This is a genomic window from Methylobacterium sp. CCH7-A2 (genome assembly GCF_001557075.1).
In the GTDB taxonomy this organism is placed as follows: domain Bacteria; phylum Pseudomonadota; class Alphaproteobacteria; order Rhizobiales; family Beijerinckiaceae; genus Allobosea; species Allobosea massiliensis.
In genome coordinates, this window is the sequence record NZ_LSKN01000105.1 from 31,125 (window position 1) to 46,623 (window position 15,499).

Annotated in this window: 21 protein-coding genes; all 21 read left to right on the forward strand. The window is 62.8% G+C overall.

The window, feature by feature from the left end; all coding sequences use genetic code 11:
* The first annotated feature begins 45 nt into the window (after positions 1-45).
* The 21 genes from AX750_RS09120 (at position 46) to AX750_RS09210 (ending at position 15,251) form a co-directional block, all read left to right on the forward strand.
* Positions 46-1,137: a site-specific integrase gene (locus tag AX750_RS09120; RefSeq protein ID WP_066715942.1), complete on the forward strand. Its 1,092-nt coding sequence runs from the start codon at positions 46-48 to the stop codon at positions 1,135-1,137.
* 99 nt (positions 1,138-1,236) lie between these two features.
* Positions 1,237-1,461, forward strand: coding sequence for a helix-turn-helix domain-containing protein (locus AX750_RS09125; protein WP_067253927.1), 225 nt, complete (start codon positions 1,237-1,239; stop codon positions 1,459-1,461).
* Complete coding sequence (locus AX750_RS09130; RefSeq protein ID WP_067253930.1) at positions 1,458-1,664, forward strand: hypothetical protein; 207 nt, start codon at positions 1,458-1,460, stop codon at positions 1,662-1,664. Before AX750_RS09125 ends, AX750_RS09130 begins: the two co-directional genes overlap by 4 nt.
* 158 nt (positions 1,665-1,822) lie before the next feature.
* Entirely contained in the window at positions 1,823-2,077 is a 255-nt protein-coding gene (locus AX750_RS25940) for a hypothetical protein (RefSeq protein WP_156446393.1), read from the forward strand.
* A complete protein-coding gene (locus tag AX750_RS09135; RefSeq protein WP_066715939.1) occupies positions 2,064-3,410 on the forward strand; it encodes an AAA family ATPase in 1,347 nt (448 codons plus the stop codon). The genes AX750_RS25940 and AX750_RS09135 overlap by 14 nt, the downstream gene beginning before the upstream one ends.
* A gap of 172 nt (positions 3,411-3,582) precedes the next feature.
* Complete coding sequence (locus AX750_RS09140) at positions 3,583-4,317, forward strand: hypothetical protein (RefSeq protein ID WP_066715937.1); 735 nt, start codon at positions 3,583-3,585, stop codon at positions 4,315-4,317.
* Positions 4,318-4,505: 188 nt separating this feature from the next.
* The gene (locus AX750_RS09145; protein ID WP_066715936.1) at positions 4,506-5,081 is read left to right on the forward strand and encodes a hypothetical protein; all 576 of its coding nucleotides are present in this window, start codon (positions 4,506-4,508) and stop codon (positions 5,079-5,081) included.
* Positions 5,081-6,289: a phage portal protein gene (locus AX750_RS09150; protein ID WP_066715935.1), complete on the forward strand. Its 1,209-nt coding sequence runs from the start codon at positions 5,081-5,083 to the stop codon at positions 6,287-6,289. Before AX750_RS09145 ends, AX750_RS09150 begins: the two co-directional genes overlap by 1 nt.
* Positions 6,282-6,674, forward strand: a complete 393-nt coding sequence (locus AX750_RS09155) for a gene transfer agent family protein (RefSeq protein ID WP_066715933.1) — start codon at positions 6,282-6,284, stop codon at positions 6,672-6,674. Before AX750_RS09150 ends, AX750_RS09155 begins: the two co-directional genes overlap by 8 nt.
* Complete coding sequence (locus tag AX750_RS09160) at positions 6,667-7,203, forward strand: HK97 family phage prohead protease (RefSeq protein ID WP_156446391.1); 537 nt, start codon at positions 6,667-6,669, stop codon at positions 7,201-7,203. Before AX750_RS09155 ends, AX750_RS09160 begins: the two co-directional genes overlap by 8 nt.
* A 4-nt stretch (positions 7,204-7,207) precedes the next feature.
* Positions 7,208-8,347 (forward strand): phage major capsid protein, encoded by a 1,140-nt coding sequence (locus AX750_RS09165; RefSeq protein WP_066715931.1) that lies wholly within the window; start codon positions 7,208-7,210, stop codon positions 8,345-8,347.
* A 63-nt stretch (positions 8,348-8,410) separates the two neighbouring features.
* A complete protein-coding gene (locus AX750_RS09170) occupies positions 8,411-8,797 on the forward strand; it encodes a hypothetical protein (protein WP_066715929.1) in 387 nt (128 codons plus the stop codon).
* Positions 8,798-8,979: 182 nt separating this feature from the next.
* Positions 8,980-9,315 carry an HNH endonuclease gene (locus AX750_RS25460; RefSeq protein ID WP_082735305.1) on the forward strand — a complete coding sequence of 112 codons (336 nt, stop codon included), beginning with the start codon at positions 8,980-8,982 and terminating at the stop codon, positions 9,313-9,315.
* Between the two features lie 161 nt (positions 9,316-9,476).
* A complete protein-coding gene (locus tag AX750_RS09175; RefSeq protein WP_066715927.1) occupies positions 9,477-9,773 on the forward strand; it encodes a head-tail connector protein in 297 nt (98 codons plus the stop codon).
* Positions 9,773-10,168, forward strand: a complete 396-nt coding sequence (locus AX750_RS09180) for an HK97-gp10 family putative phage morphogenesis protein (RefSeq protein ID WP_066715924.1) — start codon at positions 9,773-9,775, stop codon at positions 10,166-10,168. The genes AX750_RS09175 and AX750_RS09180 overlap by 1 nt, the downstream gene beginning before the upstream one ends.
* Entirely contained in the window at positions 10,165-10,578 is a 414-nt protein-coding gene (locus AX750_RS09185) for a DUF3168 domain-containing protein (protein ID WP_197426494.1), read from the forward strand. Before AX750_RS09180 ends, AX750_RS09185 begins: the two co-directional genes overlap by 4 nt.
* Complete coding sequence (locus AX750_RS09190) at positions 10,571-10,894, forward strand: phage head closure protein (protein ID WP_066715921.1); 324 nt, start codon at positions 10,571-10,573, stop codon at positions 10,892-10,894. Before AX750_RS09185 ends, AX750_RS09190 begins: the two co-directional genes overlap by 8 nt.
* Entirely contained in the window at positions 10,891-11,298 is a 408-nt protein-coding gene (locus tag AX750_RS09195) for a phage terminase small subunit P27 family (RefSeq protein ID WP_066715919.1), read from the forward strand. The genes AX750_RS09190 and AX750_RS09195 overlap by 4 nt, the downstream gene beginning before the upstream one ends.
* Positions 11,261-12,868: a terminase TerL endonuclease subunit gene (locus AX750_RS09200; protein WP_197426493.1), complete on the forward strand. Its 1,608-nt coding sequence runs from the start codon at positions 11,261-11,263 to the stop codon at positions 12,866-12,868. Before AX750_RS09195 ends, AX750_RS09200 begins: the two co-directional genes overlap by 38 nt.
* Positions 12,869-12,876: 8 nt before the next feature.
* Entirely contained in the window at positions 12,877-14,595 is a 1,719-nt protein-coding gene (locus AX750_RS09205; RefSeq protein ID WP_068204358.1) for a tape measure protein, read from the forward strand.
* Complete coding sequence (locus tag AX750_RS09210; protein WP_066715916.1) at positions 14,592-15,251, forward strand: hypothetical protein; 660 nt, start codon at positions 14,592-14,594, stop codon at positions 15,249-15,251. Before AX750_RS09205 ends, AX750_RS09210 begins: the two co-directional genes overlap by 4 nt.
* Positions 15,252-15,499: the final 248 nt, after the last annotated feature.

The following is a 15,499-nucleotide window of genomic DNA, read 5'->3' on the forward strand; positions in this document are numbered from 1 at the left end:
CCGGTACAACGTCCGTCGTACTAACGGAAGGCTAGTTGTACCGCCATGGGCACGATCACACCGCGCAAGCGCGCGAACGGTTCGATTGGGTATACCGCACAGATCGTCCGCAAGCGAGGTAAGGAGTTCCTGCATCGGGAAGCGAAGACTTTCGACAGGGAGCGAGAGGCCAAGGCGTGGCTAAGGTTCCGCGAAGCCGAGTTGGACAAGCCAGGCGCTCTAGACGACCTCAAGAAGCCGATCATAAGGCTTGCGGACGCCATCGACAAATATACTGCGACGTCGACTAAAGAGATCGGCAGAACAAAAACGCAGGTCCTTCGATCCATCAAGCAGTACGATATCGCCGAAATGGACTGCGCGACGATCAAAAGTGAGCATATCGTATCCTTTGCTCAAGAATTGCTAGACGGCGGGCGTCACCCCTCCACAGTCGGAAACTACATCTCCCATCTAGCCGCTATTTTTGCCATCGCTCGGCCTGCGTGGGGCTATCGGCTTGATCAGCAAGCTATCAAAGACGCTCAGGCCGCACTGGCACGGTTGGGTACCGTCGCAAAAAGCAGGCAGCGCACTAGGCGCCCTACCCTCGCCGAGCTTGACCGGCTGTTACAGCATTTCGTCGAGGTTCAGACGCGCCGCCCCAAATCGAATCCTATGGCCCGAGTTATTGCGTTCGCGATTTTCAGTACGCGCCGAATGGAGGAGATTACACGCCTAACTTGGGCAGACCTCGACGAAGTAAACAGCCGAATTCTCGTGCGTGATATGAAGCACCCCGGTCAGAAGGCTGGAAACGATACGTGGGTTGAGTTGCCTCCGGAGGCGCTGGCGATCGTTAGGAGCATGCCGAAGGTCAAGCCGCAGATATTTCCCTATTCAACCGACGCTATCGGGATGGCCTTCACGCGAGCGTGCGACCTCCTTGCGATCGAGGACCTGCGATTCCACGACTTGAGGCACGAAGGCGTCTCGCGGCTCTTCGAAATGGGACGAACGATCCCATTGGCTGCGTCAGTATCAGGGCACAGGAGTTGGCAGAGCCTGCAGCGATACAGCCAGATACGCGATCGCGGCGACAAATTCGCAAACTGGCCGTGGCTGGCTAAACTCACAGCGCCTCGCACAACCGGATAGGCGCGGACAAAATCTTGACTTTTGACCCCAAACACGGCTATGTATGTTGAGTTGATCAGAAGACCCCCAACATGCTCACATTAGAGGGACAGAGGCCAGATGTCAACGGCAAAATTCGACACGGCGGAAGCTGCAAATTACATCGGAAAATCAGCCTCTTGGCTCAATAAAACCCGCCTTAACGGCACAGGCCCGGTCTATCTGAAAATCGGCGGAAGCGTCCGCTACGACCGCAGAGACCTCGACGCCTTTCTCGCCGGCGCCCGCCGGACGGCGGTTTACGACCACGCCAATGACAATGCCCGCGCCGCGAGGGCCGCGTGATAGATAGCCACGAAAACATGCAGGATCGAGTTCGCGGCATAATTGAGCGCACCCTGACCGAACTGACGGACATCGGCATGGACAGCGAAGGCGCTGCGGCCCTGCTTGCCATCCAGGGAACCATCCGGCTGGAGACGCGTGAGAAGCGTCGAGAGGTGGCGCAATTTGTTGCCTCGACTCTCTACGACCCCGCCGATCGCTGAGCCCGTAGCAAACGCAGACTCTGCGCGTGCTCTCACCAATCCCGCGCCCACACCGGGCGCGGTGTTTGGGGAGGTCAAAATGACCTCCCCAAATCTTCCCCGCCGCTTCGGCGGCATTTCCGCAGCAGCCCATAGGGGCATTACTATAGGAGCGCATTGTGCGCATCGTTGATATGACGCCGATCCATTATGACGGCGGACAAAATATTGCACGCTTCTCTATTGACGTTTCGCCAGCCCTCAAACTCACGGGCTTTAGACTTCGCCGCAGGCGGGACGGGGGGCATGTCATTGCCGCTCCTGCAGCGTTTGGCGTGCGTGTCGCACACTTTGCACCAGACACCTATCGAGCACTGACGGCAGAAGCGGTCGCCGAGTTCGGGAGGCTTGGTGCCCAACATGCCGGCAACTGAAACCGCGCAGCCTGAAGCCGACATCCTTCTTAGCCGATACGCCGTTGCTGATACGCCAGATCCCGACGAAGCTCTGTCGGACAGCGAACTAGAAGCGCGCGACGACGCCGAGGCCGACACGACCTTCGCCTATTGGCGAGACTCGCCGCTGGCGTCCGTTTTCGCCAAGGGCGCAAAGAGCAAGGCGCGTGTTGCAACGGCCATTCAACGTAAAAGGGCCGCGGATGCTGTGCTGTCCGGCGACGCCGGAACGGTCGCCCGCATCATGGGCTACACGTCCCCGTTTCCGCTCCGAAAGGCAGCGGCAGCAAACGATAACTCCCCCTATCCCGGAATCGTCTCAAGCGCTGACTTCGTGCGTGGGTTCGTGCCGCCTGACTATCATATTGACGGCGTCGCGCAGGCAGGATTCCTCTATGCCCTGACGGCAGGCACCGGAACCGGAAAGACGGCTGTTCTGCTCGCCCTGACGTCGTCTACAGCGCTCGGGAGGGCTCTGTGCGGCAGGGACGTTCGGAAGGGCCGTGTCGTCTATTTCGCAGGCGAAAACCCAGACGACGTGCGGATGCGCTGGCTGGCCATGGCGCACCATCAGGGCTTCGATGCCAACGATACGGACGTCCACTTTATCGCGGGCACGTTTAGCATACCGGGCGCGATTGCGCGGATAAGTGCCGATGTCGAGCGCCTGGGTGGCGCAGACATGATCGTCGTGGACACCTCGGCAGCGTATTTCCAAGGCGATGACGAGAACGGCAACACGCCGCTCGGCAAGCATGCGCGAGATCTCCGGGCCCTTACGGAATTGCCCGGCAAGCCGGCTGTGTTCGTGGCCTGCCACCCAACTAAGAACGCCGATCAAGCAAACCTGCAGCCCCGCGGTGGCGGCGCCTTTATCGCGGAGGTCGACGGTAATCTGACGCTGACGAAAGACGGCGGGCTGGCCAAGCTTCACTGGCAGGTCAAGCACCGGGGAGCGGATTTCGCTCCAATGTTCTTCGCGCTGGAATCAGTCACCGCGCCGGTTCTCGTCGATACCAAGGGCCGCTCGGTTCCGACCGTCATGGCGGTGGGTAAGGCCAATTGGGTGCCTGCCGTAGGCCGCCCTAACAAGCATGACGAGGCCGTGCTGGAGGCTCTGCGCAAGGCGCGCCAGTGGGGCGGCGTCGTAGATCAGCGGGCTTGGCGCAAGTCCTATTATGACGATCATGTCGGTGAGGACGAGAACGTCCTGAAGTCCCGCTTCAATCGCGCCCGGCCAAATCTAATCAAGGCTGGCTTCGTCGTTGAAAACCAAGGCGAATTCACGTTGGCGGAAGAAGGTACGAAATGATTCCGTACCTAAAAATACCTTTCGTACCTGCCGAGGTACGGTCTTCGCCAAGCGAGGTACGAAAGGTACGTACCCTTAGGTACGTACTTTCGTACCCTGCGCAGCCCCGAACCAAAATCAATCAAACCAAGAGCCGCGCAGCGGCCTACCCCTTCCTTGCACGAGGCGATCAATGACCATCACCCTGCCCACCATCACCGCCTCTAATGGCGTCACACTGGCCCGTGCGGGGGCCGTCGAGATAATGGGACAAAATGTCCCCTTATCTACCGCCAACGACGACACCCCGCCTCGACGGGCTCCGGCACGCTGGCCTCTGGGGGAAGAGTTCAACGCCGGGCGCATCGGGGTGGACGAAGCCGAACGCTACCGGCTTGAGGCTGCCGTGCGATGGTTCTGTATGCACGTCGAGCAAGCTGTGAACCCTGGCCACTACGGAACGAACACGATCGCCGCGGCAATGGGGGGCGTAGCCTACAAGGTAAAGGCCGATGATTGGGGCGACGTCGGACTGGGTGACCCCGGAATCGTTCGGAACGGCATCACGGCAAGCGCTGTGGATTCGTCTCGCGATATGTCGCTGTTGCTGCCGCTAGAGCGAAAAGCGCGTTCCATGCAGATCATCCGGCTGTGTCGTCGGCGGCTCGGGCATCTCTTCGACGTCGCCGCCGCCGCGATCATGCTGCGATGGGAGATGCGAGCCATCGGCAAGGCGCCGGGCATAGGTGCTAACAGCGAAGCCGCAGCAGGCCGGGCAACGGTCGTATCCGCACTGCGGCTGGTAGCTGACGTCCGCGCGGACGTGGAGGAACTGGAGGACGCTGACCGCATCGACCCCGAAACCCTCTCTTGGCACTTCGGCAGGCCGGCAAACGATAACAACCGGCAAGCAGCTTGGGCCGCATAGACCCCCCTCCACCCCCTTAGGCTACGAATCTATACAGTCATAAATAGGTGGTCGGGTTCGTTCCGACGACCCGTGCAAGACTTGCCCCGCCTCGAAAGAGCGCGGGGCTTTTTGTTGCTAGAATTCGCCCGAATGCGGGCTCGCACATTCATTTTTCAGTTTCAACACGACAGAAAGGAGGCGCAGCAATGTACCTCTCTGATGCTGTCGATGCGCTCGCCACCTCGCTGAATACAGGCCGTGGCCGCCTCGACACCCTGGCCCGCCGTCTTCAGGAAGGTGGCCAGCTTCCCAAATCCGAGGGCGGCTCCAACCGCCCCGTCGTCACCATCGACCATGTCGTGTCGCTGCTGTTCGCCCACATTGTCGGCGTCGGGTACGGCCATGTTGCCAAGGCCGTCGAGGACATCCGCAACTATCGGAACGACGAAACCACAGCCGGCGACTTCGTGGCGGCCATGCTGCAGCGGCTCGTTGATCTCGACACCGGCATAGGCGGCCGGGGCGCGTATCACTCGTCTGTCACCATCACGAACGGGTCGCGCCCCGCCCTCGTCGTGCGGATCGGAAGCGACGAAGAGCCGGTCGAAGTCGCGTTCACTCCCGGCGGAGTGCCGTGGCAGCCGAACCAGGCAGATCGAATTTTCGAAAGCTGCATCATCCCAGGACGCGTCCTGTTCCGCATTGCCACGGCGCTGCGTGAACTCATGCCCCCCGCGATCGAGCGCCGCACGTTTCCGGCCACGTTCACGGTGAATGCCTGATGATTTGGCCCTTCACCAAACGCCAGCCGCCGCCCGTGGAGGCGAAGAGCCTGGCGGATCCCAGCGTGGAATGGCTGGAGCTATTTGGCGCCATCCCGACCAACGCGGGCGTCAGTGTCACCGCTCAGACGGCCATGCGCTGCACGGCAGTGCGCGCAGCGGTCCAGACGATTGCCGAGGCGGTCGGCCAGCTTCCGGTTCACGTCCACAACCGCGCGGACAAGGAGCGCGACGCCGCCAGTCCGATCGAGTCCGTACTCAATGGCCAGGCGAACGAATGGACGCCTGCCAGCGACATGCGGGAGCTACTGACCCGCGACGCGCTACTTCATGGTGACGGACTTGCTGCCATCGTCCGTGCCGGCGGTACGGTGCGTGAGCTTATCAGGTACACGCCCGGCTCTGTCTCGATCAGCGCCGACGACTGGGGCGGCCCGGTCTACAAAAAGGACGGTCGCGTCATTCCCCGCCGCGATGTCCTGCACATCCGAGCCCCGTCGCTCGACGGCATCCGCGGCGTCGCGCCCATCCAGCAGGCCCGCGAGGCGATCGGCCTGGCGCTCCTGCTGGAAGCCCATACCACCAAGCTGTTCGCCAACTCGGCGGCTCCAGGCGGCGTGATCGAGCACCCCGGCACGCTCGGGGATGAGGGCCTCAAGAAGATGCGCCTTGCCTGGCGGGCCGCGCATCAGGGCGCCGACAACGCTGGCAAGACCGCGGTGCTGTGGGACGGCGCGACGTATAAGGCCACGACGTTCGATCCAGTTTCGAGCCAGTTGCTTGAGCTTCGCAAGTTCTCGGTCACGGAGATTGGCCGGGCGTTCTCGATCCCGGCACAGTTCCTCGGCGACCTCGACCGCGCGACTTGGTCGAACGCGGAGGCCATGAACCGGCAGTTCCTCCAGCTAACGCTTTTGCCCTGGCTCAAGCGCTGGGAGGGAGAGATCGCGCTCAAGCTTTTCACGCCTGAAGAGCGTGCCCGGCAATACGCCGAGTTCCTGACGGACGGCCTTCTGCGTGCGGACTTCGCGCAGCGGATGGAGGGCTACAGCAAGGCGATCTCGGCCCGCTTCCTGTCGCCGAACGAGGCCCGCGCCGCTGAAAACCGCCCGCCTTATCCAGGCGGCGAAAAGTTCGAAAACCCCAACACCACCGCGGCCCGCCCGGCCAACGACAACACACAACAGCAGGAGGCCGCGAGTGGCTGACAAACCCAAAAAGACGGCCCGCGTAACGGCGTTCTTCGGCGATGGCGAGCATGTCTTCACCTTGCAGCCGCAGGGCGTAGCCGAGCCGCTGGCGCTGATCGAGGAGCTACAGGAAAAGACCGGCGTCGGGCCGTATCGCCTGTTCAAATCCATCAGCGACGATGACTTCCGCGTCGGCGATATTCGCGAGGTGCTGCGCCTTTCGCTGATCGGTGGCGGTAAGTCGCCCAGCGACGCGCACAAGCTGGTTAGCCGCTACTTCGATAAGGAGCCGATCGCCGAGTACAGCACGATCGCCCTCGACGTCATGGTGGGCATGCTGTTCGGCCATCCCGTTGTCGACGATCCCCTGGTCGCTCCCGCCAAGGAGGCTGCCAGTGAGTAAGTACGCGCACGGCTCAGCCATCGAACTCGACCTAAAGGCCATCGGAGACGATGGCTTTTTTGTTGGGTACGCCTCGGTTTTCGGCGTGAAGGACCGCGGCGGCGACATCGTCCAGCCTGGAGCCTTCACGGCCAGCCTCAAGAAGTACCCACCGGCCCGCGTCAAGATGCTCTACCAGCACGACACTTCGGAGCCTGTTGGCACGTGGTCGTCCTTCACCGAAGACGCTCGCGGCCTCAAGGCCGAGGGGCGGTTCATTCTCGACACCGTCAAGGGCCGGGAAGTCTATGCGCTGGTCAAAGCCGGCGCGATCGACGGTCTATCCATCGGCTTCCGAACAATTCGCGATGAGATGGACCGCAAAAGCGGCGCCCGCCTGCTTCACGAACTCGAACTTTGGGAGGTGTCCATCGTGACCTTCCCGATGAACGAAGACGCCACCGTAACCGGCGTCAAATCTTCACCCGACAAATCTTTCCGCGCACTGGTCGAAGCGATCAACGCTGGCCGCGCTCATTTCAAGGACTGACACATTGTTTGATTCCATTCCCGCCGATCTCGAAACCAAGTCGGACGACGCTGGCGCCGACGAGGTGAAGGCTGCCGTCGCGGCTCTGGCCGCTGACGTGAAGGCCGCCACCGACCCGCTGAAGGCCCGCATCGATGACCTCGAAGCCAAGCTGAACCGCCCGAACATCAACCGCGGCGCCGAAGACGACACGATCACCCCCGAGCGAAAGGCGTTCACCTCGTTCCTGCGCCAGGGCGAGCAGCGCATGCCGGCCGAAGAGGCCAAGGCGCTGATCGTGGCCGACGACACCCGCGGCGGCTATCTGGCGCCAAAGGAGTTCTCGACCGAAATCATCAAGAACATCGTCGAGTTCTCGCCCGTTCGCCAGGCGGCCCGCGTCGGCTCGACCGCGTCGGCTTCGGTTGTTCTGCCCAAGCGCACCGGCACGCCGACCGCTTCGTGGGTTGGCGAGACTGAGACGCGTACCGGCACCGAGTCCGCTTACGGACAGATCGAAATCTCGATCCACGAGATGGCGGCGTATGTCGACGTATCCGTTCAGCTTCTTGAAGACGCTGCTGTCAACGTCGAGGCCGAAGTGGCCATGGACCTCGGCGAGGAATTCGGTCGCCTAGAAGGCATCTCGTTTGTCTCCGGCGACGGCACCAAGAAGCCCCTCGGCTTCATGGTCGCGGGCCAGGGCATCAGCGAGATCATCTCGGGCACGTCGGCCACCATCGCGGACGCTGATGGCCAGGCTAACGGCCTGATCAACGCGCTGTACGACCTGCCGGCGGCTTACCGCAGCCGTGCGGTTTGGATGATGAACGGCACCACCCTCGGCTCGGTTCGCCGCATGAAGGACGCCAACAAGAACTACATTTGGCAGCCCGGTATTCAGGCCGGCGAGCCCGGCACGATCCTTGGCCGCCCCGTCATCGAGGCCCCGGATATGCCGGACGAAGGCGCCGGCGCTTTCCCGATCATCATCGGCGATTTCAACGCCGCGTATCGGATTTACGACCGCGTCGCGATGTCGATGCTGCGCGATCCCTACAGCCTCGCGACCACCGGTAAGGTCCGTTTCCATGCCCGTCGGCGTGTGGGCGGTGGCCTGGTCAAGGCCGAGGCCCTTCGCAAGATCAAGTGCGCCGCTTCCTAAGCGCATCGCAGGGCGGCCTTCGGGCCGCCCCTTACCCTTCCCTCAATTTGAAAGGATCCCGCGATGCGTGATCTCTCCCATAACGTTGGCATCGTGCAGGCCGTTGCGCCTGCCGTACTCACCGCCACGAACACCTCTGCCGCTATCGACCTGCTCGGCTTTGACTCCGCCATGGTCGTCGTCAACACCGGCGCGATCGTCTCGTCTGGCAACTTCACGCCCAAGCTGCAGGAGTCGGACACCACGACCTCGGGCGACTTTACCGACGTGGCTGCCGCTGACCTGACCGGCACGTTCCCCGCCGCACTCTCCGCGGCCAGCGTGATCAAGGTCGGGTACATCGGCAATAAGCGGTACATCCGCACGGTGCTGACGCTCAACTCCGGCACGTCGATCGCCGCGAGCGCCACGGTTATCAAGGGCCATCCGGCGAGCGCCCCCGTTTCCTAATCTGGCGCGGTGCATTGAGGGCTGAATGCGGCCAGTCCAACAACGATAGGCAAACTCCGGCGCGCCAAAGTTCTTTGATCCGGTCAAGGTTGCCACCAGTCGCGAGAACCAGTCGTGCCCCACACGACCAAGGGCTCAGGGGCCAGTCCTGCCGGGCTGGCCCCACCACCAAGGACATCATCATGAAGCGCCTATGCCAATGCGGCACGCTCGTGCCCAAGGGCGAGCGCTGCTCATGCCAGCGTGCACGCGCCAAGGCCAAGGACGCCGAACGCGGTAGCGCCGCTGAGCGTGGCTATGACGCCGACTGGCGAGCCCTGCGCGCACAGTTCATCGCAGCCAATCCACAGTGCGTCGAATGCGGCGCACCTGCCAAGCACGTCGACCACATCAGGACGATACGCGAGGCACCGCATCTGCGGCTCGACCCGCGCAACCTGCGCTCGCTGTGTCACTCATGCCACTCAAGGCATACGGCACGGACGCAGCCGTTCGGGCGGCCCACAGCAGCCCGCTGACGACCTCGGCCGATTCAGGCCATCCCCCTAGCCGAGCCTGCCGCGAAGCCCCTACCGGGGCGCGTCCGCCGACTTTTGGCCGCAAGCTCGGGACCACCCGCGCCCTTTCTTTCGCAATTCAGGGCAAATAGGAATTTCAACCCAATAAGGAAGCCGCCGCCATGGCGATTGTAGACCTCGCCGACATGAAGGCGCACCTCAATATCACCGACGACAATGACGATTCCCTGATCTCCGGCAAGCTGGACGCCGCGCAGGCCGCGCTTGAGCAGCAGCTTGGGTACGTGATCGAGGACGAGTTCGATGACGTCCCCGCCGATTTGGCCGAGGCCGTTCGCCAGCTTGCGGCCCACTGGTACGAGAACCGCGAGGCGTCTGTCGTTGGCGTTTCTGTCCACCTCCTGCCGCTCGGCGTGCGCGAAATCATCCGCGAGCGGCGCAATTACAGTTGGTCGTGATGGCCCGAAACCCCGACCTGGCCGACCTTACGCGCCGGTTCGCCGCCATCCCGTCCGAGGTGAAGGCCAGCATCAAGCCCGCAGTCGCTAAGGGCGGCGAGGAACTGGTGGCGCGCATGAAGCACCTGGCCCCGGCTGACGACGGCAAGCTGCGCGACAGCATTGCCGCCACCCCCGGCCCGGTCGAACTGTCGGTGACGGTCTCCGCAGGCGGCGCGGCAACCACCGTGCAGACCGCGCAAGGCCCCTTCGACGTCGCCTTGGCGCAAGAGTTCGGCACGGTCGCCATGCAGCGCAATTCGTTTTTCTGGCCGTCCGTCAACACGCTGAAAAAGCGCGTAAAGGGCCGCATCGACCGGGCGATCAGCAAAGCAATCAAGGACGCTTGGAAGTGACCGAACCATCATTGGCCGCGCAGCGCTATGTCGTTGCCCGGCTTAAGACGACATCAGCCGTGACGGACCTGGTCCCCGGCGCCAACATCTTCGACCGCAACAGCCGGCCCGAGGTTTTCCCCTGCATCATCGTGGGAGAGGGTCAGACGATCGACGAGAGCGACGGCGAATGTTTCGTCGGTGCGGAGGTGTTCCTTGACCTTGACGTCTGGACCCGCGGCAACAGCCTGGCACCAACCAAGGCCATCGCCGGCGCTGTGCAGCGCGCCCTCCGCAACGTTGAGGCCACGCAGGATGGCGTCGCGCTCGCCTTTGAGGGCCAGGACACGCGGTTTCTGCGCGATCCTTCCGGCGACCATGGCCACGCCATCATCAGCCTAACCATCAACGCGGAGTTCGACGATGCGTAGTGGATCGCTCGACCGGACGATCCGGATCCAATCGTTCACGTCCACCGACGACGAATTTGGCAATGTGATCGAGTCGTGGACCGACTTTGCCACGGTGCGCGCGCAATTGCTGCAGGCCAGCACCGAGGAATTCCAAAGGGGCTGGGGCACGTCGAGCGAGCCGACGTACGTCTTCCGAATCCGATGGCTGGACGGCGTGACGCTAGTGCACCGTATCATCCACGACGGTACCATTCGCCCGATCGTTGAACTTAAAGAGATCGGGCGCCGGCGCGGGCTGGAGATTCGGACGGCGGGCTATGGCACGCCGCTATGAGCCGGGGTAGGAAGGCCGAGATCAAGGCCATTGACGGGGCGTTGTCGAAAGCACCGCCCGCGCCGTCCTGGCTGCCCGCCCACGCCAAGGCGGAATGGCGCCGCGTCCTGCCGCAGTTGGTCGCCGAGCGAAAGATCGCCGCCCACGAACTCGGCACGGTTGAGTCGTATTGCCTGGCCGTTGCCACCATGCGGCAGGCTGAGGCGGCCATCGCAGCCAACGGTCTGACGTTCGAGTCCGAGAGCGGGCCGAAGCGCCGGCCGGAAACGACCATCCTGAAAGAGAACCTAGAGGCCGCCCGCCGCTTGGCTGCGGAGCTTGGCCTTACCCCCGCATCACGCACCAAAAACAAGGGAGGCGCCCCCGGTGACGGAGAAGCTTCCGAGTTTGGCGTGGATATTTGACCAGAGCCCGATCCCGGATCCGCATGGAAAAGGCGAGGCCGCGGTCAAATTCATCCGCGCCCTGAAACACCCCAAGAGCACCTTGCCCGGTAACGCTTTCGACCTGTCGCTTTGGCAGGAGCGGATCGTTCGGCGCGTCTACGGCGACACGCTGCCTGATGGCAGCCGCCGCGTGAACGAGCTTTTCCTGATGGTGGGCCGTGGCAATCGCAAAACGAGCCTGATGGCCGCGTGCCTCATGCTCCACCTCTGCGGGCCGGAGCGGCGTAACGACACCTCCATCGCCAGCTTTGCGAACTCCCGCGAGCAATCGTCGCTGACGTTCAAGGAGATGGCTGGCATCTGCCGGGCCACGCCTCGCATTCTGGAGGCGGTCCATATCCAGGACTCGCGCAAGACCATCACCTATCGAAAGCATGCCGTCGTTTACGAGGCGCTTTCGTCGGACGCCAAGGGCGCTCACGGTCGAAACGACGTGGCCGCCTTTTGGGACGAAGGGCACGCCGAGAACAAGACGGAGTTGCTAGAGGCCATCGAAACCGGCCTCAACAAGGCCAATAACACGCTGCTTTTGTCCGCTTCGACGGCGGGCATCGGGAGAACCGGCCCGTTCTGGGCGAAGTACGAGCAAGCTCACAAGATCATCGACGGCCGGATCAAGGACGAGACGTTCTTGCCGGTGCTTTTCGAAGCCCCGGCCGATGCGGACTGGCTTTCGGATGAGTGGCTTTTCGCGACGAACCCCGGTCTGTCGTGCACGCCCGCTTATCCCAACCTCAAGAAACTCAGGCGCTATCGCGAGCGGTGCGAGCACGCGCCGGCCGAGCGTGAAAGCTACAAGCGGCTTCACCTCTCGGTCTATCTCGACGGTGCCGCAGAACCCGCGTGGGACATGCGCATTTGGGACCAGAACGCCGTCCCCGTTGACTTGGATGCGCTGGAGGGCAGTCGCGCCTGGCTGGCCGTAGACCTATCCAAACAGACCGACCTTTCCGCCGTTGCCATTGCCATAGAACGGCCCGACGACCGCGTAGCGCTGCACGTGCAGTCCTTTGCCCCAGAAGAGGGCATCAGGCGCCGTGCCGGTGTAGATGCCGCCCCCTACCCGCTGTGGCGCGACCAGGGGCACCTTACGGCCTGCCCCGGCGACGTTGTCGACCGCGGCATGATCGAAGCGTACATTCGCGATCTCTGCGAACGGTTCGACGTTCAGGAGATCAACTTCGACCGCTGGTCAGCGCGCGAGATGATGGAATCTTTGGATCGCGACGGCCTGCCGGTTGTCGAGTTTCCGCAGACCATCGGGACGTACACCCCAGCCATCAATGCCTTTGAGCGGGCCATGTTTGAGCGCCGGCTTGAGCACGGCGGCAATCCGCTTTTGCGCTGGGCCGTGTCCAACGTCGTTCTCTATTCCGACGCCTCAGGCAACCGCCGGCCCGACAAAAAGCGGGCGCCCGACCGCATTGATCCGGCCGCTGCCGCAATCATGGCCGCGGGGCGTGCCCTCGCAGGCAACACCAAACGCAGCGCGTACGACACGCTCGATGTCGACGATTTGAACTTCTAGGAGCCCGCGTGGCCAATTCGGAATCGAAAAAACTAACTGTCGACGTCATCGCGCGCATCGACAAACTCGAAAAGGGCATGGCCCGAGCCAGTCAGGTTGCCAGCCGGAGCTTCGGGTCGATCGAAGATCGGGCCAAGCGGATGGAGAACAGCGTCGGGTCGTCGTTCTCATCCCTCAGCAAGCGAATTGGAACCGTTTTCGCCGGTATCGCGGTCGGCTCTGTGTTGAACGACCTCCGGAAGACGGGCGACGAATACACCAAAATCATCAACACGTTGAAGGTCGCTGGGGTGTCCGGCGGCGACATGGCCGGCGTGTTCGACAAGCTGTTTGCGAGCGCGCAGCGGAACGCTGTGCCGCTCGATGCGCTTGCGTCGCTCTACGGACGCGTTAGCCAGGCGCAAACGACCCTTAGGGCGACGTCCAGCGAATTGCTGGGCCTGACAGACATTGTTGCGCAGTCGCTGCGTGTGTCCGGCACGTCAGCTACGGAAGCCTCAGGAGCGCTTCTGCAGCTTGGCCAGTCCCTGTCCGGGGGCAAGGTCCAGGCGGAAGAATATAACAGTTTGCTAGACGGGATGTACCCGTTACTGCAGGCGGCTGCGGCGGGCCTCAAGGAGGCTGGCGGCGACGTGTCGAAACTGACCGCGCTGGTCAAGGACGGCAAGGTCTCGTCTGAAGCATTCTTCCGCGCCATTCAAGCAGGTGCCCCGCTACTGGAATCAAAACTGGCCGGTGCGACGCTGACGTCTGCACAGGCGTTCGAACAGCTTAAAAATGAGCTAGTTCGTGCGGTCGGCGAGTTTGATCGCGCCACAGGCGCGAGCGCCGCCCTTGCTGGCGGCATCAATACATTGGCCGGCAGTGTTGCGGGCGTGGGCACGGCGGCCACCAACGCGGTTCTGGGCGTGCAGTCGCTCATCGCCAAGGTTGGAGAGCTTGCCCGAGCCAATGCTGGCGTACAGCGCCAGCAGGCCCTGACGTATCAGGAAGAGCGGGCCGCCCGCACAGCACAAGCCCGCGAGATGGGCCTCGCGAATTCCGGTGGCCGCGAAACTCTTGCCGCAGAACAGGCTGCTGCGAACAAAGCCGCGGCCGAAGCCAACCGCAAGGCCCTTGCGGACTTCCGCTCTGGCGAGATCGACTTCGCCAATCGCCTCACAACCGGCCCGCTGCCGCCCACGCGGCCGGGCGGGCTGGGGACAAACGGCATCAAGCCGCGGTCGCTGTCCGAGTTCGCGGCACCAGGCGGTAAGGATGGCGGCGGCGCAGGCGGCGGCGGCTCCAAGGAGAAGCTGGACGCCTATGAAAAGGAACTCATTGCGATTGAGAAGCGCACGAAGGCGCTGCAACTCGACGCGGAGATGACCGGCAAGTCGACCTTCGAGAAGTCGAAAGCGAAGGCCGTTCTTGATCTGGAGACGGCTGCGAAGCGTGCCAACGTCACGATCACCGACGAAATGCGGGCCTCAATCGACAAGGCCGCAACCGGCTACGCGAATGCCAAGGTGAAGGTCGAAGAAGTTGAGAAGGCGCTGGATTCGTTCAACGACGCCAGCAAGTTCTTCGGCAACGCCATCACCGACAGCCTCGCTGACATCATCATCGACGGCGGCAAGGCCGAGGACGTTTTGAAATCACTCGTGAAGCAGTTGGCGAAGGCCGCGCTTCAGGCTGCGCTTATTGGCGGCGGCCCTCTTGGACAAATTTACGGAGTGCGCGCATGACCGCGGCTAACATCATCACCCAGCCCGACGCCATCCATATGTTTTGTGACGGCGCCCATTACCTCGGGGACGGCACGCTGGGTGCCGTGTCGAGCAAGGCGCATCTTCTCCCGCATCTCCACGCCGCGGCCGTCTGCCGCGGACCCAGCGTATTTATGGATATGCTCGCGCCGGAGATCGGGCGCCGGTTCGAAACGTTTGCCGAGTTGGTCGACGGAATCGTCGACCTGGCCCGTGATGTTTTCGAGCGGGAAGCCGACACTCTCGCACTTTGCCAGGTCGGCGCCGACTTCGATCTATTCATCGCCGGATGGCTGGGCGATCAGCCAGCCGCATACGTGCTGGCAAGCCACAGTACAAGCGTTGAGCCGTGGATCCTGCACCAGTTAGGACCGATCTCCATTGCGCCCTTCGACGACGCTTTGAGCGCGGCGCTGGAGGCCGCGGAGCCGGCCACCGACGTGCTGGATGCGGGGCTGGCCGTCATGGAGCTACAGCGTAGCCTACGCGGCCAGAATGCCGGCCACGGCGCGGCCATGGTGGGCGTCGGCGGCCACTGCCAGTACGTTCGCATCACGCCGGAAAGCATCCAGACCGCGATCGTCCGGCGATGGGACGAAGACTGGATTGGCCTCCGCCTCGGAGTTGCCGCCTAGCGGCAAGCCGGCCCGTACCTCGGATGTACAGGGCGGGCCGGTTACTTTGGCGACATGGGCGGCATTCAACGCGCTCCCTTCTTCTTCGGGGGGTAGCGCCCTCTCTGCTTCAATCTCCAGCCCAATTTTGACAGGGCATATCCGATTTCATGCCCTCTAGCGCGATCGGCCTGTGATGGTGGTCCGGTTTCGACGGTCGTGTCCCTGCTGGTGGTGTAGCTTCGCAGAGCCACCGCGTGCCGGCTTTG